The following is a 20297-nucleotide window of genomic DNA, read 5'->3' as shown; positions in this document are numbered from 1 at the left end:
ACCATTGGCATATGCCAGAAGCATATCACAATGATGGGGTTTGTCGAACTATTCCGCCGCAACGCCCATGCGCATGCGTTCCATTTCCTCAAGCGCACGGCGGTATTCGACCGGCATGACCTTGCGGAACTTCGGACGATACTCGCTCCAGCGGTCCAGAATCTCCTTCGCACGGTTGGAGCCCGTGTAGTGGAGATGGTTGGAAATCATCTGGTAGAGACGCTCTTCGTCATGGCGCGTCATGTCCTCGGAAACGTCCACGCGCCCCTTGTGCATAAGGTCGCCACCGTGATGGTGGAGCTTCTCCAGCATGTCATCTTCTTCTGGGACCGGCTCCAGCTCGACCATGGCCATGTTGCAGCGCTTGGCGAAATCGCCGCTCTCATCGAGAACGTAAGCCACGCCACCGGACATACCAGCCGCGAAGTTACGGCCCGTTTCGCCGAGAACCACCACGATGCCGCCCGTCATGTATTCGCAGCCGTGATCGCCTACGCCTTCGACAACGGCAACCGCGCCGGAGTTACGCACGGCAAAACGCTCGCCCGCCACACCGCGGAAATAGCACTCGCCAGTGATGGCGCCGTAGAGAACCGTGTTGCCGACGATGATCGACTGCTCGGCAGCAAGCTTGGAGTTTTCCGGCGGACGCACGATGATGCGGCCACCTGAAAGACCCTTGCCCACATAGTCGTTGCCGTCGCCGACGAGATCGAAGGTGATGCCTCGTGCGAGGAAGGCACCGAAGGACTGGCCAGCCGTGCCACGCAGCGTGACATGGATCGTGTCGTCCTTGAGCCCCTTGTGACCCCAGCGCTTGGCAAGTGCGCCCGAGAGCATGGCACCGGCAGAGCGATCCACGTTCTTGATCGGCACTTCGAAGACCACCGATTCCTTGCTTTCCAGCGCGGGCATCGACTTTTCGATCAGCTTGCGATCCAGCACGTCATCGATCGGGTGCTTCTGGCGCTCGGTCCAGTAGGTTGCTTCCTTAGGTGCTTCCACCTTGTGGAAGATGCGGCTGAAATCGAGACCCTTGGCCTTCCAGTGCGCCAGCATCTCATCCTTCTCAAGCAGTTCCGAAGCGCCGATGATCTGGTCCAGCTTGGTGAAGCCAAGCGAGGCCAGGATTTCGCGCACTTCTTCAGCCACAAAGAAGAAGTAGTTGATGACGTGTTCCGGAGTACCCTTGAAGCGCTTGCGCAGAACCGGATCCTGTGTGGCCACTCCAACGGGGCAGGTGTTCAGATGGCACTTGCGCATCATAATGCAGCCAGCCGCAATCAGCGGAGCCGTTGCAAAGCCGAATTCATCAGCACCGAGAAGTGCGCCGACGATCACGTCACGACCGGTCTTCAGGCCACCATCGACCTGAAGAGCAACACGCGAACGAAGACCGTTCAGCACCAGCGTCTGCTGGGTTTCAGCAAGGCCGATCTCCCAGGGGCTACCGGCATGCTTCAGCGAGGTGAGCGGAGAGGCACCCGTACCGCCATCGAAACCGGCAACCGTAATGTGGTCGGCGCGTGCCTTGGCAACACCGGCGGCAACCGTGCCAACGCCCACTTCGGACACCAGCTTGACCGAGATATCGGCATCCGTGTTGACGTTCTTCAGGTCGAAGATCAGCTGTGCCAGGTCTTCGATCGAATAGATGTCATGATGCGGCGGCGGCGAAATGAGGCCCACACCCGGCGTGGAATGGCGGGTCTTGGCGACTGTCGCATCCACCTTGTGACCAGGCAGCTGACCGCCTTCGCCGGGCTTTGCACCCTGCGCGACCTTGATCTGCAGCATATCGGCATTGACGAGATATTCCGTCGTCACACCAAAGCGGCCGGAGGCGATCTGCTTGATGGCCGAACGTTCCGGGTTCTGCGAACCGTCCGCCAGCGGCATGTACCGGTCGCTCTCTTCCCCGCCCTCGCCCGTGTTGGACTTGCCACCGATGCGGTTCATCGCAATAGCCAGCGTGGTGTGCGCCTCGCGACTGATGGAACCGAAGGACATGGCACCTGTCGAGAATCGCTTGACGATATCGACAGCAGGCTCGACCTCGTCGAGTGACACCGGCTTGCGACCGATCTGCTCTGCCGACTTGATCTTGAACAGGCCGCGAATGGTGTTCATGCGCAAAGATGTATTGTTCACCATCTCGGCGAATTCGCGGTAACGATCCTGACTGTTGCCGCGAACAGCATGCTGCAGCGAAGCAACCGCATCCGGCGTCCAGGCATGGTTTTCGCCGCGCATACGATAGGCATATTCGCCCCCGATATCGAGGTTGGAAGCCAGAACCGGATCCTTGCCGAAAGCAGCCTTGTGGCGCGCAAAAGTTTCTTCGGCGATTTCCGAAAGGCCAACGCCTTCGATGGTCGTGGCCGTGCCGAAAAAGTACTTGTTGACCAGCTCCGAAGACAGGCCAATGGCATCGAAAATCTGTGCGCCGCAATAGGACTGATAGGTGGAAATGCCCATCTTGGACATGACCTTGAGAATGCCCTTTCCTACTGCCTTGATATAGCGGTAGACCACTTCGCTCGCATCGACTTCCTTAGGGAATTCGCCGCGTGCATGCATGTCTGTCAGTGTATCGAATGCCAGATAAGGGTTGATGGCTTCCGCGCCGAAACCGGCAAGGCAGCAGAAATGATGAACCTCACGGGGCTCACCCGTTTCCACAACCAGACCAACGGAGGTGCGCAGACCCTTGCGGATCAGGTGATGGTGCACGGCAGCCGTGGCAAGAAGCGCTGGAATGGCGATACGATCCGGGCCAAGCTGACGATCCGACAGCACGATGATGTTGTAACCGCCGCGAACGGCAGCTTCCGCACGCTCGCACAGGCGATCCAGCATTTCCGGCATGCCTTCGGCACCGCGCTCCACATCATAGGTGAAGTCCAGCGTTTTGGTGTCGAAATGGTCTTCCACGTGGCCGATGGAGCGGATCTTTTCCAGATCGCCATTGGTCAGGATCGGCTGGCGCACTTCCATGCGCTTGGCCTTGGCCATGCCTTCGTGGTCGAGAATGTTCGGGCGCGGACCGATGAAGGAGACGAGGCTCATCACCAGCTCTTCGCGGATCGGGTCGATCGGCGGGTTCGTAACCTGCGCGAAGTTCTGCTTGAAATAGGTGTAGAGCAGCTTGGACTTCTGCGACATCGCCGAGATCGGCGTGTCGGTGCCCATGGAGCCGACCGCTTCCTGACCCGTCGTTGCCATCGGCGACATCAGGATCTTGGTGTCTTCCGAGGTGTAACCGAAGGCCTGCTGACGATCGAGCAGGGACACGTCACGGCGCAGCGCACGCGGCTCCACCGGCTTCAGGTCCTCCAAAATGATCTGAGTGCGGTCAAGCCAGTTGCGATAGGGGTGCTTGGTCGCAAGTTCGCTCTTCACTTCCTCATCGGAAATGATCCGGCCCTTTTCCATGTCGATCAGCAGCATCTTGCCCGGCTGCAGGCGCCACTTCTTGACGATCGTTTCTTCCGGCACCGGCAGAACGCCCGCTTCGGAAGCCATGATGATACGGTCGTCGGAGGTCACGACGTAACGCGCTGGACGCAGGCCGTTGCGGTCGAGCGTGGCACCGATCTGTTTGCCATCCGTGAAGGCAACGGCAGCCGGACCATCCCACGGCTCCATGAGAGCTGCGTGATATTCGTAAAACGCCTTGCGCTCGGGGCTCATGGACTGGTTGCCGGCCCAGGCTTCCGGGATGAGCATCATCACCGCATGCGCCATGGAATAGCCGCCACGCACGAGGAATTCGAGGGCGTTATCAAAGCAGGCCGTATCCGACTGGCCTTCGTAAGAAATCGGCCAAAGCTTGGAGATGTCGTCGCCAAAGAAAGGCGAGGATACGGACGCCTGACGCGCCGCCATCCAGTTGACGTTGCCGCGCAGCGTGTTGATCTCACCGTTGTGCGCCACCATGCGATACGGGTGCGCCAGCTTCCACGACGGGAAGGTGTTGGTGGAGAAGCGCTGGTGCACGAGGGCAACGGCGGATTCAAAGCGCGGGTCGCTCAGATCCTTGTAATAGGCGCCGACCTGATAGGCCAGGAACATGCCCTTGTAGACGATGGTCGAGGACGACAGCGAGACCGGGTAGAAGCCGGTTTCCTGACCGCCGAACTGGTCGTAGATGCGATTGGAAATGACCTTGCGCAGCAGGAACAGCTTGCGCTCGAAATCATGGTTCGTCGCGGCATCGCGGCCAGCGCCGATGAAGATCTGACAGTGATAGGGTTCTGTCGCAGCAATTTCCGGCGCCTTGGAGAGCGAGGAGTTATCAACGGGCACATCGCGGAAGCCAAGGAACTGCTGGCCTTCTTCGGCGACGACTTCAATCATCACCTTCTTGAAGTGCTCGATCTGCTCCGGGTCGCGCGGCATGAAGATGTGACCAACGGCATATTCGCCAGCCTTCGGCAGGGTCACACCCTGCTTCGCCATTTCCTCACGGAAAAAGCGATCCGGGATCTGCACCAGAATGCCAGCGCCATCGCCCATCAGAGGGTCGGCACCGACAGCGCCGCGATGGGTGAGGTTTTCCAGAATGAACAGACCGTCCTTGACGATCTGGTGCGACTTCTGACCCTTCATATGCGCGATGAAGCCGACGCCACAGGCATCGTGTTCGTTACGGGGATCATAAAGCCCCTGCGCGAGCGGCAAGCCGGACGGCGACAAACTGGCAGGAATGAGCGCTTTCACCGTCTCGCTGCCATCAGCGGGGGTGGATATAGCCTTCGTCATCATTTCCTCCTTGTCAGCGCACGCGCGCGTAAGGGTTGAACCAGAAAAGCGTCGCTTGACGCGCCGCAGAGGCACCGCCTGAAACGAGCAACCCTTGAAGGTTAACAGTTTCAACCAGTGCCGAGACCCGAAATAGGACAGGATAACTGTCCTAGTTCTAAAATTTTATGACAGACATCTGATCAAGGCGCAAGGCGCATGCCCGAAAAAAGAAGGCTTGTTACGACATGAAAGTTATCTTGAGTTCGGCACCGCTGAAATAAAATTAGGGAAAACAGCGGCAAATCGCATTTTCGTTGCGACCTATTCCGTTCGTTCAGAGGGTATTTGAGCGACCCTTGATCAAGCGGCAGATCTGTCTAGTTTGACCGCCAGGGTCTCCCAAGGGTTCATTGGCGCATACGAAAGGTCACTTCATGTTCTTTGCCTCCGACAACTGGGCGGGCGCACACCCCCTAATCAGCGAATGCTTGACGAAGGAAGCCGCGGGTTTTGCATCCGCCTATGGCACCAGCGATCTGGACCGCTCCATCGAAGCACGTTTCAGCGACATCTTTGAGACAGACGTTGCCGTCTTCTATGTCGCGACGGGAACAGCGGCAAATTCGCTGGCGCTTGCCAGCCTCGCCAGATCAGGAGGCGTGACATTCGCCCATTCGGAAGCCCATGTCATTGAGGATGAGCTCGGCGCTCCGGACTTTTTCTCCGGCATGCGTATGGTGGAGGTCAGTGGCTCACTCGGCAAGATGAACCCCGCAAGCCTGAAGGCGCAGATCATTCGCTTTCCGCAGGATGCCATTCACCACGGCCGTGCCAACTCGATCTCGCTGACGCAGGCGACCGAGCAAGGCACTATCTACGATCTTTCGGAGATCGAAACACTCACGCAAATCGCCCGGGAAAACGGCCTCGGTGTACATATGGATGGCGCACGCTTCGCCAACGCCCTGGTGGCGCTTGACGCAACGCCTGCGGAAATGACCTGGAAACGTGGCGTCGACGTTCTCTCATTCGGCGGCACGAAAAATGGCTGCTGGTGCGCCGAAGCCATCGTCTTTTTCGATCCTGCCAAGGCACGTGAAATGTCGTTCATTCGCAAGCGGGCGGCACAACTCTTCTCCAAGTCGCGCTTCATCTCCGCCCAACTGGCCGCCTATCTGGACAATGATCTTTGGCTGGATCTCGCAAGGCACGCCAATAGCATGGCCGGCAGATTGCGCGACGGTCTCGCCGCATCCAATACAGCACGGCTTGCGTGGGACAGTCAAAGCAACGAGGTTTTCGCCGTGATCCCCAGACACACGGCGAAATCGGCCGAAAACAAGGGTGCGAAGTTTTACGAGTGGCCGATACCGAAGGATCTGGGCGAAACGGTCCATGAGGACGAAACCCTCATTCGCCTCGTCACCAGTTTCGCAACGACCTCTGATGAAGTCGATCGGTTTCTCCAGGTTCTACAACAGGACTAATACCAAACGTCGATGATATGAACCGATTGCGTGGGACCGGAGACCTTCATCCGACGTGGGACGCATACCGCAGAGCGATGCTCGCGCATCGGTCGAGGATTGCGACGAAGTCGGTAAAGAAAATCTGGCCCATTCGAAGAACCGAGCGCTTTTTGCCTTCGGACGTCGACAAAAATCCGCGCCAGAGCGATGGATCCGACTGTGGTTTTCTCCTCGCCGCAAACCAAAATCGCTCCAGCGCAATCAGTCCCTATCGTCTACATTTGGTATAAATAACAACGGGAGGGAAACCTCTTCCTGGCGTATTCAATACTTACACACGCCGCAATTATATCCAATGTTTGACGGATTTATGCTCGAGTATTTCCTTATTTTTACAATGAAAAATTGTGATATATGCTTAGTGATGCAGATAACAAGAATGTAATCTGTTTTTTTTAAAGACGTTATTGTTTGGAAGGAAGCGCGCCTCCATATGCTCAATGTCAACCAACGAGCATCGGAGATGCACAACATGAAAAAGTACTTTGTAGCCGGCAGCATGGTTCTGGGGGCGTCAATCGGTGGAGCAGGTGTTGCGCAGGCAAAATCCGTCAGTTGCCCCGATACAACGCCGGCCCAAATCGAGGCACTGTTCACTGAATTCAACAATGCCTGGGCCACAAAAGACCCTGCCAAGGTGACATCACTTTTCACCAAAGAACCAGTTCTGCTGGCTACCGTCTCCAATAAACCTCGTACAACGCCAGCAGAGGTGAATGACTATTTCGTCGGGTTTCTGAAGAGCAGCCCCGTCGGCAAGATCGATACTTCAACGGTTGAGATTGACTGCAATACGGCATCGCGTCTCGGCACATGGACCGTAACGCTTACCGATGCGAAAACGGGCGCAAAAACCGATGTTAAGGCGCGCTACAGTTTCCTCTATCGCTACGAGGACGGGGCCTGGAAGATCGACCATCTCCACTCATCAATGATGCCTGAGAAATAAGTTCTGTACGTGAATAAGGGGGCCCGGAAACTATTCCGGGCAATCTCTTTTCAGTCTGCCTGGGGCACAAGACGCGCGATAATCAGCGCCGACAATGCTTCGACCAGAGCTGCATCTGCCCCCCGACGGGGTACAAGCACAAATTCCACGTCATCGAGAAGCGGGAGCCACCCGCCCGACACTTCTTTCAGTCCATCGGGCGCCATGCTGCGCGGCTGCACCAAAACGCCCATCCCGGCGCGCGCTGCTGCCGTCAATCCGCTCAGGCTGGCGCAGGTGCAGACGATGCGCCACAGAATTTTGTGGCGGTCCAACGTGTCTTGGGCAATCTTGCGCGTAATGCTGGGCGTCGGAAAGGCGATGAGCGGCACCGGTTCGCCCTCCTTTAGGCGAAGAAGTTCAGGATCGCGCGCGAGCCAGACAAGAGGTTCGCGGTACAGCAATCGACCCTGCGCTTCCCCGATATGGCGCTTTGCCAGAACCAAGTCCAGTTCACCGACATCAAGCATTTGATAGAGAGGCGAACTCAGGGCCACAGTCAGTTCCAGATCGACCAGCGGATGAAGCCGAATGAAATCTTCCAGGATCAGCGTCAGGCGGCTTGCAACGACATCTTCCGAAACTCCGAGGCGCAGGCGTCCGCGTAGACGGTTTTCACCAAACAGGGAATAAACCTTCCCGTTCAGGTCCAGCATGGCGCGCGCATAGCTCAAGAGCGCTTCGCCCTCCGTCGTTAGTTGAACGCGGTGTGTTGTACGATCGATCAGCTGCTTGCCAAGGCTTTTTTCCAACCGCTGTATATGCTGTGTCACAGTCGACTGACCGATGCCAAGCCGGTCGGCGGCGGCGGTAAAGCTGCCACTCTCCTGCAGGCAAACAAAGCTTTCCAGATGGATCAGGTTCAACATTGTATCACGATCTACGATAACTGTTAGTGTTTGCATTTTGCTTCATGATCTCTCATCCGTAAATCTGGCTTTTCGAATGGATAAGATCATGCGTCGTTTTATGCCCGACACTTTTACGTTGCTGCTGGTTGCGACCGTCATCATTGCCTCTCTTCTCCCCGCACAGGGACAATTTGCAACGATCTTCGGCTATACGACGGATTGCGCTATCGCACTTCTGTTCTTCCTGCATGGGGCACGCCTGTCGCGCGACGTGGTGATTGCCGGTATTCTGCACTGGCGGCTGCATATCACCATCCTTGCCGTGACCTTCGGCATATTTCCTTTGCTGGGATTGGGCCTTGGCTTCATTCCGCAAACGGTCTTGAAGCCGGAGCTTTATCTCGGCCTTCTCTTCGTCTGTGTTCTCCCCTCCACGGTTCAGTCGTCAATTGCCTTTACCTCAATTGCCGGCGGCAATGTTCCCGCAGCGATTTGCTCGGCTTCTGCCTCCAACCTGTTTGGTATGTTTTTAACGCCTTTGCTCGTCGGCCTGCTGATGAGCACAAGTGGTAGCGCAGGCTTCAACCTTGGCGCTCTGGAGACTATCGTTCTCCAACTATTGGCACCGTTCATCCTTGGCCAGGTTCTGGAACCGTGGATCGGCAAGTGGATCCGTTCGAAGAAGAAGCTTCTCCTGCCGGTCGATCGCGGCTCCATCCTCATGGTCGTCTACCTGGCATTCAGCGAGTCCGTGAATGAGGGTCTCTGGAGCACATTTTCGGTGCAGGACATCGGTGTCGTCATCGCCCTCGACATTCTGCTTCTCATCGTCGTCCTGATGATCACGATGTTCGGAAGCCGCCTGCTGGGTTTCAACAAGGAAGACGAGATTACCATTACCTTCTGCGGATCGAAGAAGAGCCTTGCTTCCGGTGTCCCGATGGCAGGCGCCATCTTTGCCGGGCAAAGCATTGGCGCCATCGTGCTTCCCCTGATGCTGTTTCATCAGATCCAGTTGATGGCCTGCGCCGTCATCGCCCAGCGTTATGCTGCCATGAAAGCGGAGCGGGAAGCATTGGCAGAGGCTGCGCTCGCAACGAAACCGGCGTGAGCAAGCGTCAGTAAAGTCCAGGCACCAAAAAGCCCCTGCCGAGATCATCGGCAGGGGCTTCAAGTTTCAAACGCTCATCAATTGCCTGCTACAGGCTCAGTTGACCTGCTTTGGCGCAGGCTGAGCCTCGATGGTCTTGGTCGCTTCGGCAATATCAGCCGCAATCGCAATACGACGTGGCTTCAAGGTCTCGGGAATGTTGCGTAAGAGATCGATGTGCAGGAGACCATTCTTCAGGGAAGCGGCCTGAACCTCCACGTGATCGGCAAGCTGGAAGCGGCGCTCGAAGGCGCGCTTGGCTATGCCGCGATACAGGAATTCGGTCTTGTTGGCTGCCTCGTCCTCAGACTTCTCACCCTTGACCGTCAGCACGTGTGCATGAGCCTCGATGCTGAGTTCCTTTTCGTCGAAACCGGCAACGGCCATCGTGATGCGATAGGTGTTTTCACCCGTCCGCTCGATATTGTAGGGGGGATAGCTGGGTGCCTGCTCCGGTTGGCCAACGCTGTCCAGCATGGAAAAGAGACGGTCAAAGCCAACGGTAGAGCGATAGAGCGGCGAAAAATCAACGTGACGCATAGTGTCCTCCTTGAAGCGACGTTTGCGAAAATCAAAGCAAGGGAAACGACCCATCCTGGCGACGCTTCCCCGTTATCACGAACCCTTGCGGCGTCCGTGACCTTGAGATGGTGAGCCAATTTTACCCGTTCAAGACCTTTTCGAATTTTCTCGAAATTTCCGCAAAGCTGACATTGGCGAAAGCCTGAACTCCAGGTGAACAGGGCATTCCCGGCCTGTTCAGATTGATCCGGCTATTTCTTGCCTCGAACCGGATGGGTCTGCCTCCGGCGACTGAAGCCACGTCCCTTCTCTTCAGTCATTCCCCCTCGCCGGAACTGGCTCGACCGGTTCCGGCTTTTTTCTTTGACCTTGTGGCCAGCACCCCCTATCCCTGACAAAAAGAGCAAGGCGGCACCATGGACGAAGCTCAGGTTTCCCGATCGGACATTCTCTTCTCCACGCCGGATAATCCGGTCCCGGACAATTGCACGGCAGGCTATTTCGAGGGCTTTCGTGGCACCCGCCTCCGATATGCTCTGTTCCGATCAGCCATCTCTCCCGCCAAGGGAACGGTGGTTCTGCTGCAAGGACGCAATGAATTCATCGAGAAATATTTCGAGACCATTCGCGATCTCAATGCGATGGGCCTCTGGGTCGCGACCTTCGATCTTCGCGGACAGGGCGGATCGCAGCGGCTGTTGAAAGATCAGCGCAAAGGCCATGTGCGCCGCTTTATGGACTACCAGCACGATCTGGAAATCTTCCTGCAAACCATCGTGCTGCCGGACGCGCGTCTGCCGTTCTTTCTGATTGCCCATTCGACCGGAGCCCTGATTGCTCTGGCTTCAGCGCCACGTCTCAACAACCGGATCGACCGGATGGCGCTCGCGGCACCCTTCGTGGGATTGGGCGGACAGGCTCTGCCGGAAAAATGGGTACGGCCCCTTACCTCAACTCTGTGCAGACTGGGCCTGGGCTCGGTATCAATGGGCAAGCACCAGGCTCAACGCGCCTTTGCAAACAACCCGCTGACATCGGACGAAGCTCGCTTCAACCGGAATGCGGCTATCATCGCGGCAAGGCCAGACCTCGCCATTGGGGCACCCACGGCACGATGGCTGCACGAAACCCTGATGGCGGGTTTTCTGGTCAATGAACAATCGCATCTGACACGGATCACGATCCCGACGCTCGTTATGGCACCCATGCTGGATGGCATCGTGCCCTACCTGTATCAGGAGCGGTTGTCACGAAACTTCCGGGCCGGACAACTCATCACGATCACCGGTGCCCGGCACGAAATCTTTCAGGAACGCGATATCTATCGTGCCCAGGCGCTGGCCGCGATCCAGGCCTTCATGCCCGGCACGGAGCCGTTGGTGGATCTTTCCGAGACGGCCGCCTGAGCGTGATCGTCACCGATCTGCCAGCAGGTCCATGGCCTGCTCATAGACCGCGCGACTGCCGGCTGCGATGATGCTACCACCATCTTCCGGACGACCGCCATCCCAGGTGGTGATGATGCCGCCCGCCTGCTCGATCAGCGGAATGAGTGCGCCAACATCATAGGGCTTGAGACCGTTTTCGACGACAAGATCAACATGCCCCGCCGCCAAGAGCGCATAGGCATAGCAATCTGTGCCATAGCGGAAGAGGCGAACCTTACTCTCGACGCGGTCGTACTGGCTGCGCTCAGCGGTCGAGAAGATGTGCGGCGATGTGGTGAATAGAATGGCGTTGGAGATATCTCCACAATCGCGCACCTGGATACGATGCGCACCATCGGGGCCGGAATACCAGCTTGCAGACCCATCGGCAAAATAGCGTTCGCCGGTAAAAGGCTGATCAACCAGTCCCATCACGGCTCGTCCGCCGGAACGCAAACCTATTAGCGTACCCCAGACGGGAACGCCTGAAATGAAAGCGCGGGTTCCATCGATCGGATCGATGACCCAGACATGCTCACGATCAAGCCCAATCGATTCGTGTTCTTCGCCCAGAATGCCATGGTCGGGAAAAGAATTGATGATGAGTTCCCGGATGGCGAGTTCCGCCGCCTGGTCGGCCTCGGTCACCGGATCGAACCCCCCGTGCAGCTTGTTGGTGACAGCAGTCCCGACCCTGAAACGAGGCAGCGTCTGGCTGCGCGCGGCATCGGCTAGGCTATCGAAGAAGGCGCGATCTGGCAGCATGTTTCCCCCGGTCGAAAATTTGTTCTCCTTTCTAGTCGAAAGGCCGAGAGGAGCAAGCGCAACTGCATCGAATTAACGGCACAACATGCGTCTGCCTTAAGTTTGATCACCGAAAAGGAATGCTTGACATTTGGGCAATGTGTCATTAATGTGATTTTTGCAGTCGAAAGATTGTAAATACCCTCCTTGGGTGTTTCCTCCCTAGACTTAGCCGCGTCCGTGAGGCGCGGTTTTTTTTGCCCGCGCGCAAGCGTCTGGGCAGAAGTGACAAAACAGGGAAACGAAAACTACTCCGCCGCGAGCGTCGATTCGATCGAAAATTCGTCCGCAAAATCGATCATCTGCCGCATGAAGAGCGACAGTGCCGTAGCAACCACCTCGAAATCCGCGCGCTTTTCCAGCGTCGCCTCATCGACATACAAAGAACGGTTGATTTCGATTTGCAGGGCATGGAGCCCACGGACCGGCCGGCCGTAGTGCTCGGTAATGAAACCGCCCGCATAGGGCTTGTTGCGGACGGCATTGAATCCGAGATCTTCCAGAATATGCAAGGCCGCACGCGACAGTTCGGCGGAGGCACTGGTGCCGTACCGATCACCAATGATGAAATCGGGCCTCGTATCCGAGCCTGCAATTCGGATATTGCCTGGCATGGAATGGCAATCGATGAGGACGGAAAAGCCAAAACGGGCATGAGTGCGAGCGATAAGGCGTCTCAGGCAGGCATGATAGGGCTTGTAGAGAACCTCGATCCGCGACAACGCATCAGCCACAGGCATACGTCGCGCATAGATTTCCATGTTTTCGGCAACGATCCGGGGAACCGTGCCCAGACCTCCCGCAACGCGCATGGAGCCGATATTGGCGAAGGATGGCAGAGCATCCTCGAACATGCGCGGATCAAGCTCGTAAGGCTCGCGATTGACATCGAGATAGGCACGTGGAAAGTGAGCAATTAGCAGTGGCGCACCAAGGTGGGGCGCATCCGAGAATAACTCATCGACGTAGTGGTCTTCAGATCTGCGTATATTCAATGCATCGAGCCGGGAGGCTGCCAAAAATTCCGGTGGATAAAACCGGCCGCTATGGGGAGAATTGAAGACAAAGGGAATGGTTTGTTGCTCAGGCTCCCGCACTTGAAAGGGTTCCAGCCGACCATCAGCCCATTGCATTCGTTCTTTACCATGTAGTGAACAACTCAAGGTGACATGTTGCCAGTTGCCTGCCCTGAAGTCCATACTATGTAAATCCATAAATAAGGCATCTGACGGTTATCGTTCACCGGTTTTTTACTGGGCAAAAGCTACCGTCAAAGCCCTAATTCAAGAGAAACCCATTAACGGTCCTGATGATGCAAAAGATCCTTCTCGCCGAAGATGACAATGATATGCGCCGATTCCTGGTCAAGGCGCTGGAAAAGGCCGGTTACAAGGTGACCTCCTTTGACAATGGAGCAAGCGCCTATGATCGCCTGCGCGAGGAGCCTTTCTCCCTCCTTCTGACCGATATCGTGATGCCTGAGATGGATGGTATCGAGCTGGCGCGTCGCGCTACCGAACTCGACCCGGATCTCAAGGTCATGTTCATCACCGGCTTCGCCGCCGTGGCGCTCAACTCCGATTCGAAGGCACCAAAAGACGCCAAGGTGCTTTCCAAGCCATTCCACTTGCGTGACCTTGTGGATGAAGTGAACAAGCTTTTGGCCGCTTGATCCCGGTTTTGACGACTTATTCCTGACGTTTCAAAAAAACGTCATGAGGATACAAAAAAGCGGTTGACGGGTCGGCCGCTTTTATGGTCTATCCGCCGCCACGGGAGGGCGTGTAGCTCAGCGGGAGAGCACTACGTTGACATCGTAGGGGTCACAAGTTCGATCCTTGTCACGCCCACCATTCCTATCCCCTGCATTTGCAGGCGTTTGCGAGGTTGACGACATAACCCGCATTCCTTTCTCTTTCTATCTTCCCAAGTTTCGCCCATGAAACCGCCTCTTGGCGGTGCTCATGTGGCTTGGGGAGTGGTGTCCATAAGTATCTCGAATGGTCTTTTCAGAGGTGCCGGTGAAGCCAGCGACTTCCCACATTGGAACCTCTCTCTGAAGCATGCAGGTGTGCTTCATGATGTGAGGCGTCACCTCTTCGCCAAGTCCGGCAAGGTCGCGGGCACGGTCCCAGCCTTTTCTTTCCTTGAGGATCAACCGGCCATGATATTCGACAGGCCCGTTGACTGTGATCCGTCGCCAGCGTTCGACATGCGGCGCAAGGTTCTCAGGGATCGGAACAGGCGGACGGCGTTTTTTGGTTTCGGCCTGCCCCTGCCCTCTTCGATACATGACGCCGCGCGTGAGATCGAACCAGCCGCCCGAGGAATTCACGCCCCAACGCATTGCCAAAATCGCCTCATGCCGTGTTCCGGTGTAGAGGCCGATTAGGATGAACCGAGCCACATGATAGCTAGGCCTATACATTCGCCCCCATTTGACCGGCTGGCGACTTTTGACGTCATAAGCTGTGGCGACGATCCCGAGCGCACCAGCAAGCAGCATGGCGGCTTCTGAGCGAGTGAGCCAGCGTTCTCGCGCGGGCGATTTCGCAGGCAAGGTTACCGGAACCGGGAAAAGGAGCTTCTTTTCCTTGTGCGCGAAGTTGAGAGCAGATTGAAGCGTCTCCAGCTCGCGACGCGCCGTCCCGACAGTAACCGGACGTTTTCCGATTTTCCCCTTACCGCGAGCCGCAACATAGGCACGGCACGAGGTGCCATCCACGAAGACGCACATCTTTCCGCCGAAAAACTCCAGCAAATTGGCGATGTGGAAACCGACAAGCTCAGGGTGAGCCAATTCAGGTGCGCGATGCTCCCCATAAAATGCGAGCACGTCAGCAATGGTCACTTCCGAAGGATCACCGCGTCGCCAATCCGGTCTATGCTTCTCAGCTAGATATCCTTGGAGTGCGATTTCAGCTTTTGCGCGATCATCGAGGCCGCAGCCTGTGCTGCGCTCAGTCGTTCCGTCGAGGATAACCCATTGTCCAGCCCTGCCTGAGCGCGGCTTTCGCCAGTGGAGGCGCGCGCCTTTTGATTTTCGCGGCATTTCGCCCTCATCTCGTTAATGCTGTTCAGCGTCGTGTATTGCTTGTTGGCGATGAGTTCGACTGCCAGATTTCCCTTCTTGAACTCGCACCGGAGACCACTTGCAGTCATCGATCCGTCAGGAAACGCAAGCTTTGCAGCAACTGCCAACCGGATTGGCTGATCGGGCGCCACTTTTTCGATACTATCCATTGGCGCGAGCCTTGATCGTCATTGCCGCGCTTTCGACGCGGCCGGATTTGCGAAAAAGTGGGAGAAAACTGGCAAGTATCCGCTGATTATCTTCAGCATAATCGACATCACTCTCGAGACGCAGGCTAAGCCATTCCGAGGCTCGCTTCATCTTCAGCGCCGCATCGTCCAGCGTCTGACAGTCTTGGGAAAGAGCCGCATCGAAAGCAGCCATCGAAAGCTTCATCAAATCATCGGATCGCGAGCGCAGACGCTCAGTTTCCGCGATGTACGGAATTTTCGCCGCTTCTGCCCCAGGCGCAAGCGCCCTCCGGTCGATCTCTTCAAGCAACTCGGTCCGAGCATTTTCAGCCGTGTCGCAGATTTGGAATAAGCCGCCGACAGAGATTGTCTCCAGCGGCTCCGGTTCAGCTGTGGTGCAATCTGTCTCACTGAGAAAACCGAGAACTGCAGTGACCATTGGAAGCGTGAGGAATGGCCCGGCTGACCCGCGAAGCTCATCAATAGTGAGCTGCAATGCCGCGCGAGCTTCTTCCACGGTTGCGGCTGGCTTGGACCAATTGGCCAGCATTTGCTGCAGAGGTTCAAAGCTAGCTTCAGCGAAGGCTTCCGACGCTTCATCAGTCTCAAATGACCGCGAGTTGAAGTCCGCCAGAGAAGCTCGATAGGCGGCAATGAGAAAGCCGAGCGAAACAGCGGGGCTTGCGCCTGCGCCCGCTTCTGGTGTATTTATCCCCTGCATTGTTTAGCTCCTTCGTGGGGTTAGGAAAAAGCCGACGCTGGTTCTTCAGGCCTGAGCGTCGGCTTTTTGCGTTTCGGACTTCTGAGGAATTGCCCTTAGTAGATGGAATACAATTTCGGAGTTCATTGAACGCCCGCTCTCTTGCGCGGATCGCTTGATCGCCGCACGCAATCCTTCCGGAAGACGCAGTGGATACTTGTCCGAATTTCTCGACTGCATAATCAAAATATCACCCTCATTCTAATAATGTCATTAGGACACTACAGGAATATGTCCTAATGACATCATTGGCGTCAAGAGGAAAATTATGTCATTAGGACACCATGACCGAGGATCAAAATCGCTCTTATCAAGATAAATTCATGCTGCGTCTTCCCGACGGGATGCGAGAGCGCCTCCGTTCTGCCGCCGAAAGAAACCAAAGATCGATCAATAGCGAGATAGTTCATAGGTTAGAGCAGTCATTCTTGATAAAAATTGAGAGCATCACAGATCCATTTGAGAAGATTAAACGTCTTTCAGAGGAGATTTCATTGTTCTCAGAAAAGGCTCAAGAATATCAAAATGCTTTATACAAAGAACTAGAGTTACAAAGGCCATTTAGTGCCGCCTTCCATATGCACATATTTAATCTAGTAGCAGAATGGCTACATTCAGGCCATGAAGTAAAACCTAATGAACTTGAACAGGAATTTGCGAATTTTCGGCAATGGCTGGAAGAATCTGGAAAAGCTCCAAGAGCATTTTCGAGTGACCCATACGCCTTGAGCGAGGCGCGCAAAGCTTTCCTCAATTGGTTCAGCCAAGGACAAGGTGCTGACCTTCGCCCATCTGAAATCTAACTCGTGAGTCGGATGCAGGCAAATTGAGCGAGGCATGAAAGTTTCGAGACATTTCCTAGTTCGGTTATACCGATCGTAAGTTAATGTCCTGGCTTCCGTGATTTCGACCGACTCAACGGCACTGTTTGCAAAATTTCGATATTTCGCAAAGCGAGGCTAAGTGCTGCAAGTACCAAAACGCATTAGGGCGCACTCATTCAGAATGCGCCCCTTTTATCGCCCAGCCCTACTATATGCTATCAGGCAGCATCTAGCTCATAGGTATGGTTGTCGTTGTTAACTTTGCTGATCTTAATCGTCTGTGGCTGAGCCGATGGGACACTGCGCTTTGAAAGCTCATCAATCCCAAGCTCGTCAGTTAGCTTCAGCTTCTCGATCGCCATTCGTCGAATTAGAGCCTCAGCCGAACTATCCAGCTCAAACTCACCACGCTCCCAACGCCCTATGGCCTGCTTATCACGGTGAACGTATTGAGCGAGTTCGGCCTGAGTAAGCCCCATCTCAGTTCGCAGGAAGCGAAGCTCATCGCCGGACATGCCTTTCGGATGGCTCACGATGCCTTCAGCAATAACGCGATGCAGTTCGTTGACTGCCGGGATGGTGATGATCTCATCACCATCATCGTCAACCTGCACCTCGATACCGCTGATGAACACGTTCATCAAACCGCACTCTGTGTAATGATGGTCGACCTTACTCATGTTTCTTCTCCAATTATCGAGCCCGCAATGCGCTCGAATTCATCTATCCACATCACAGTCACTATCTTGAGATAGTAACCGGAGTTTTCGGGGATAACGACAACTCCTATCGCTCTACTTCCGCTGTTTGGCGTACGACATTCCACGCGATAACGATAATATCCTGAACGCGTTGCAGGCACTGCCTTCTCGTAGACGAAACCATTCTTCAGCGCATACAAGACATCAGACATCAGCAGGTTCCGCTCAGCCAGTCTGTCTTTTGCATGCAGCTTGTAACTGATTGTAAGCAATGGACTCCGTGCAATACGACGAATGTTGTCAGTTGCTTCCTGCGTTGTCCAAGGACTTGTATGTGTCAAAGGTTCTCCTTTGGCGCTGCCCTTAACAGCGCGCATTATGTATCATGGTGATACCTATATGGATATGAACCGTCAATTAACAAGATTGACGCACATGCCATTATGGATAACGTTTCCGTCACTTCGAATGTCGCTGTTGCTATTTTGTCAGCGCACTCTGGCGTACGTATCCTCACGTTTATGTGCGTTGTAGCAACGGCTGATGAGCCGCATCGACAGGATATAATGGTAGTTAGTGGCTCTTGTCATTTCGATTTAGATTAAAGACAGAACCAGTTTTGACGGCTTTCGCCTGATGATGATCAGATTCACGATTAGACACGCTGTTAGGCTTATACAGTTTTAACGGATGTATCTTGCACCCGGGTTCATCATTCCATGACTTAAGCGACTTCATATTTATGCCGTCGCGATCCACGATAGTCAGCACGGCCGAGCCGCCGGCGATATGACCGAAAGCTTTCGAGCCAGATCCAGGCAGAGGAATATCTCAAATCTTCTGGAGCACCGCAGGTATCCGCACAGTCTGGATTGACTCTATGTTGTAGCGAAGTTCATTTTGCAGCGTGGGAGAGTGCACATGCTGCGATTTCGAGCCTTTTCAGCTTTTGTTGCCGTATTCATTGCCGGAAGCCTGTCGGCAGTTGATGCAAATGCTGAGACAGCGGCGGACTTTGCACCGTTCAGGGTCATGAACGGTGCAGACCACGTGATCGCGCTTGATGGGCCGATTGATTTTCGCGCGCCTTTGGCATTCCGGCGTATACTGGCTGCCTACCCCGAAACAAAAGGAATACTGCTCAATAGCGCTGGAGGCTCCGTTCAAGGCGCTCTGCTGATCGCTGAGGAAGTTCATGAGAAAAAGCTGGCGACGATTGTTTTGCCAGGAACAGAGTGCATGTCGGCATGCAGCTTTGTGTTTTTTGCCGGTGACGCACGATTAGCAGGCGGGAGCCTGGGCGTGCATCAAATGTCCGGCAGTGCAGACCTGAAGAACGCGCAGCTCAATCTCAGCGATGTTTTGGAAACGCTGGCGAAGTATGGCGTTCATCAAGGCGTAATCACGCGCATGCTGCGGACGCCACCGGAATCGATGTACGTGTTTTCCCAGCAGGAAGTCGTTGAGCTTGGCATCAATCGCGACCGCCAACGGGCAGACACAGTAAGCGCTCCCGCTGCGGTTCAAGCTGTACCCACCCCTCAGCCCCTCCAGCAAGCGTCCGCCGTCAGTGTTGAACAGGAACAAGCCGCAAAAAAGTTTGTGTTGAGCCTGATCGCTGCGGGGTCTCTCTCCAAAGCTGGACTTATCGACCTGTCAGGGCGCGTCTACAGCGATCCGGTGGAGTTCTACGGCAAGCAGCTCACGCGACGAGAAATCATCGAGGATAAGGCGAAGTATGCCGAAAAATAGCCGGTGCGCTCTTCGTTCGCCAGACCTGAGACGATAACCACCAACTGCAACGGTAGCAGTTGCCGTGTGACGGGCGTTTATGATTGGGTGGTATCAGACCCGCGCAAGAATAAGACCTTGAAGGGCTCTGCGGTCTTCGAATACCAGGTGCGTCAGCAAGCAGACGGCAAGCTTGTCGTAATTGGAGAGAACGGCAAGGTTCTCGAACGCATCACGCCTTAAAACTCGTGTTTGCCCTCCGAATGGCTTACTGAGGCTGCGCGTTGAAGAACTCTGCCAGCGATATTACAGCTAGATCGCATTGCATTCGCGACCTCCTATCGAGGCTTTTAGGAAAAGGTGCCGCCGCATCCGAGGATCATGGACCGGCGGCTGACGAAGGTTATTGCGGACACTCTTCGCCTTGTCCGGGGACGGGCGCGATCCGTCACCGATAGAAGATCAGGTGGTGATCTTGAGGAACTTCACCGCGCGGCTATCGGCAGGCGCGCCGCCGACGCGCTTGCTGATGTAAAGGCGAAGCCAACCGGGCTTTGTATAGGGATCGCGCACGATGCGCGTTCCGATGCGGTCAACGATCAGATACGCCGCGCGCCAATTTCCGAACGCAATCGGTAGGGCATTGGAGCCGATATCCGGCATATCCTCATTTAGCCACACGGGATAACCGCAAAGAAGCGCCGGCTCCCCTTGCATCATGGCCTCCTGCCAAAGGTAGTTGCCCTGACCATCCTTCATCTTGCGGATTGCACCCGCCGTGGCGGAATTCATCTGCCAGCCGACATTAGGACCGACCCGATATTGAGGCTTCACCGCGTAGATAAGGTTGATCAGCGCATCGCCCGGAGCAGTCGAAGGGAAACCGGAACCATCCTGGCTTTTGATGAACTGCCATGTGCCGAAAGTCATAACCTCCACCAGAGGTGGAGGTTTGAAACGCTGCGCTTGAACCGCTAGAAGCGGTTTTGCTATAAGTTAG

20 protein-coding genes and 1 tRNA gene are annotated in these 20297 nt (G+C 55.4%); 9 read left to right on the top strand and 12 right to left on the bottom strand.

Annotated elements, in window-relative coordinates; all coding sequences use genetic code 11:
- Positions 1-48: 48 nt before the first annotated feature.
- Positions 49-4764 (bottom strand): glutamate synthase large subunit, encoded by a 4716-nt coding sequence (gene gltB, locus MUU53_RS16640; RefSeq protein ID WP_247261899.1) that lies wholly within the window; start codon positions 4762-4764, stop codon positions 49-51.
- Between the two features lie 416 nt (positions 4765-5180).
- On the opposite strand from gltB, the gene MUU53_RS16635 reads away from it, so the two are divergent.
- Positions 5181-6233 carry a threonine aldolase family protein gene (locus tag MUU53_RS16635; protein ID WP_247261898.1) on the top strand — a complete coding sequence of 351 codons (1053 nt, stop codon included), beginning with the start codon at positions 5181-5183 and terminating at the stop codon, positions 6231-6233.
- Between the two features lie 514 nt (positions 6234-6747).
- The gene (locus MUU53_RS16630) at positions 6748-7224 is read left to right on the top strand and encodes an SgcJ/EcaC family oxidoreductase (RefSeq protein WP_247261897.1); all 477 of its coding nucleotides are present in this window, start codon (positions 6748-6750) and stop codon (positions 7222-7224) included.
- A gap of 50 nt (positions 7225-7274) precedes the next feature.
- Here the strand turns inward: MUU53_RS16630 and MUU53_RS16625 are convergent, their stop codons facing one another.
- On the bottom strand, positions 7275-8132 hold the full coding sequence (locus tag MUU53_RS16625) for a LysR family transcriptional regulator (protein ID WP_247261924.1): 858 nt from the start codon (positions 8130-8132) through the stop codon (positions 7275-7277).
- An 88-nt stretch (positions 8133-8220) separates the two neighbouring features.
- Here MUU53_RS16625 and MUU53_RS16620 point away from each other — a divergent pair, with 88 nt between their 5' ends.
- On the top strand, positions 8221-9225 hold the full coding sequence (locus MUU53_RS16620) for a bile acid:sodium symporter family protein (RefSeq protein WP_247261896.1): 1005 nt from the start codon (positions 8221-8223) through the stop codon (positions 9223-9225).
- Positions 9226-9321: 96 nt separating this feature from the next.
- On the opposite strand, the gene MUU53_RS16615 is transcribed toward MUU53_RS16620, so the two are convergent.
- Entirely contained in the window at positions 9322-9804 is a 483-nt protein-coding gene (locus MUU53_RS16615; RefSeq protein ID WP_062555732.1) for an Hsp20 family protein, read from the bottom strand.
- Between the two features lie 398 nt (positions 9805-10202).
- Between MUU53_RS16615 and MUU53_RS16610 the strand changes: the two genes are divergently transcribed.
- On the top strand, positions 10203-11192 hold the full coding sequence (locus MUU53_RS16610) for an alpha/beta fold hydrolase (protein ID WP_247261895.1): 990 nt from the start codon (positions 10203-10205) through the stop codon (positions 11190-11192).
- Between the two features lie 9 nt (positions 11193-11201).
- On the opposite strand, the gene hisN is transcribed toward MUU53_RS16610, so the two are convergent.
- Together hisN and MUU53_RS16600 are read right to left on the bottom strand one after the other, a co-directional pair.
- The gene (gene hisN / locus MUU53_RS16605; protein WP_247261894.1) at positions 11202-11978 is read right to left on the bottom strand and encodes a histidinol-phosphatase; all 777 of its coding nucleotides are present in this window, start codon (positions 11976-11978) and stop codon (positions 11202-11204) included.
- A gap of 287 nt (positions 11979-12265) precedes the next feature.
- Positions 12266-13150: an N-formylglutamate amidohydrolase gene (locus MUU53_RS16600; RefSeq protein ID WP_247261893.1), complete on the bottom strand. Its 885-nt coding sequence runs from the start codon at positions 13148-13150 to the stop codon at positions 12266-12268.
- A 176-nt stretch (positions 13151-13326) separates the two neighbouring features.
- On the opposite strand from MUU53_RS16600, the gene cpdR1 reads away from it, so the two are divergent.
- Positions 13327-13689, top strand: a complete 363-nt coding sequence (cpdR1, locus tag MUU53_RS16595) for a response regulator CpdR1 (protein WP_062555736.1) — start codon at positions 13327-13329, stop codon at positions 13687-13689.
- A gap of 106 nt (positions 13690-13795) precedes the next feature.
- A tRNA-Val gene (locus MUU53_RS16590) sits at positions 13796-13870 on the top strand.
- 65 nt (positions 13871-13935) lie between these two features.
- On the opposite strand, the gene MUU53_RS16585 is transcribed toward MUU53_RS16590, so the two are convergent.
- The 4 genes from MUU53_RS16585 to MUU53_RS23395 are packed head-to-tail and all read right to left on the bottom strand — an operon-like array spanning position 13936 to position 16221.
- Entirely contained in the window at positions 13936-14868 is a 933-nt protein-coding gene (locus tag MUU53_RS16585) for a site-specific integrase (RefSeq protein ID WP_247261892.1), read from the bottom strand.
- Positions 14869-14912: 44 nt separating this feature from the next.
- Positions 14913-15260 (bottom strand): excisionase, encoded by a 348-nt coding sequence (locus MUU53_RS16580; protein WP_247261891.1) that lies wholly within the window; start codon positions 15258-15260, stop codon positions 14913-14915.
- Positions 15253-16002 carry a hypothetical protein gene (locus MUU53_RS16575; protein WP_247261890.1) on the bottom strand — a complete coding sequence of 250 codons (750 nt, stop codon included), beginning with the start codon at positions 16000-16002 and terminating at the stop codon, positions 15253-15255. Before MUU53_RS16575 ends, MUU53_RS16580 begins: the two co-directional genes overlap by 8 nt.
- A 45-nt stretch (positions 16003-16047) precedes the next feature.
- Positions 16048-16221: an Arc family DNA-binding protein gene (locus MUU53_RS23395; protein WP_377307214.1), complete on the bottom strand. Its 174-nt coding sequence runs from the start codon at positions 16219-16221 to the stop codon at positions 16048-16050.
- Positions 16222-16325: 104 nt separating this feature from the next.
- Between MUU53_RS23395 and MUU53_RS16570 the strand changes: the two genes are divergently transcribed.
- Positions 16326-16844, top strand: a complete 519-nt coding sequence (locus tag MUU53_RS16570; protein WP_247261889.1) for an Arc family DNA-binding protein — start codon at positions 16326-16328, stop codon at positions 16842-16844.
- Between the two features lie 239 nt (positions 16845-17083).
- Here the strand turns inward: MUU53_RS16570 and MUU53_RS16565 are convergent, their stop codons facing one another.
- Positions 17084-17545, bottom strand: a complete 462-nt coding sequence (locus tag MUU53_RS16565; RefSeq protein ID WP_247261888.1) for a helix-turn-helix domain-containing protein — start codon at positions 17543-17545, stop codon at positions 17084-17086.
- Positions 17542-17943 carry a DUF4258 domain-containing protein gene (locus MUU53_RS16560; RefSeq protein ID WP_247261887.1) on the bottom strand — a complete coding sequence of 134 codons (402 nt, stop codon included), beginning with the start codon at positions 17941-17943 and terminating at the stop codon, positions 17542-17544. The genes MUU53_RS16565 and MUU53_RS16560 overlap by 4 nt, the downstream gene beginning before the upstream one ends.
- A gap of 544 nt (positions 17944-18487) precedes the next feature.
- Between MUU53_RS16560 and MUU53_RS16555 the strand changes: the two genes are divergently transcribed.
- Entirely contained in the window at positions 18488-19318 is an 831-nt protein-coding gene (locus tag MUU53_RS16555) for a COG3904 family protein (RefSeq protein ID WP_247261886.1), read from the top strand.
- Positions 19319-19384: 66 nt separating this feature from the next.
- Positions 19385-19540 (top strand): hypothetical protein, encoded by a 156-nt coding sequence (locus tag MUU53_RS16550; RefSeq protein ID WP_247261885.1) that lies wholly within the window; start codon positions 19385-19387, stop codon positions 19538-19540.
- Positions 19541-19759: 219 nt separating this feature from the next.
- On the opposite strand, the gene MUU53_RS16545 is transcribed toward MUU53_RS16550, so the two are convergent.
- Positions 19760-20227 carry a phage major capsid protein gene (locus tag MUU53_RS16545; protein ID WP_247261884.1) on the bottom strand — a complete coding sequence of 156 codons (468 nt, stop codon included), beginning with the start codon at positions 20225-20227 and terminating at the stop codon, positions 19760-19762.
- Positions 20228-20297 lie beyond the last annotated feature (70 nt).

The organism is Affinirhizobium lemnae, assembly GCF_022968395.1.
GTDB lineage: Bacteria > Pseudomonadota > Alphaproteobacteria > Rhizobiales > Rhizobiaceae > Neorhizobium > Neorhizobium lemnae.
The sequence above is the reverse complement of the archived record's forward strand: the minus strand, read 5'-3'. Positions and strand labels throughout refer to the sequence as shown.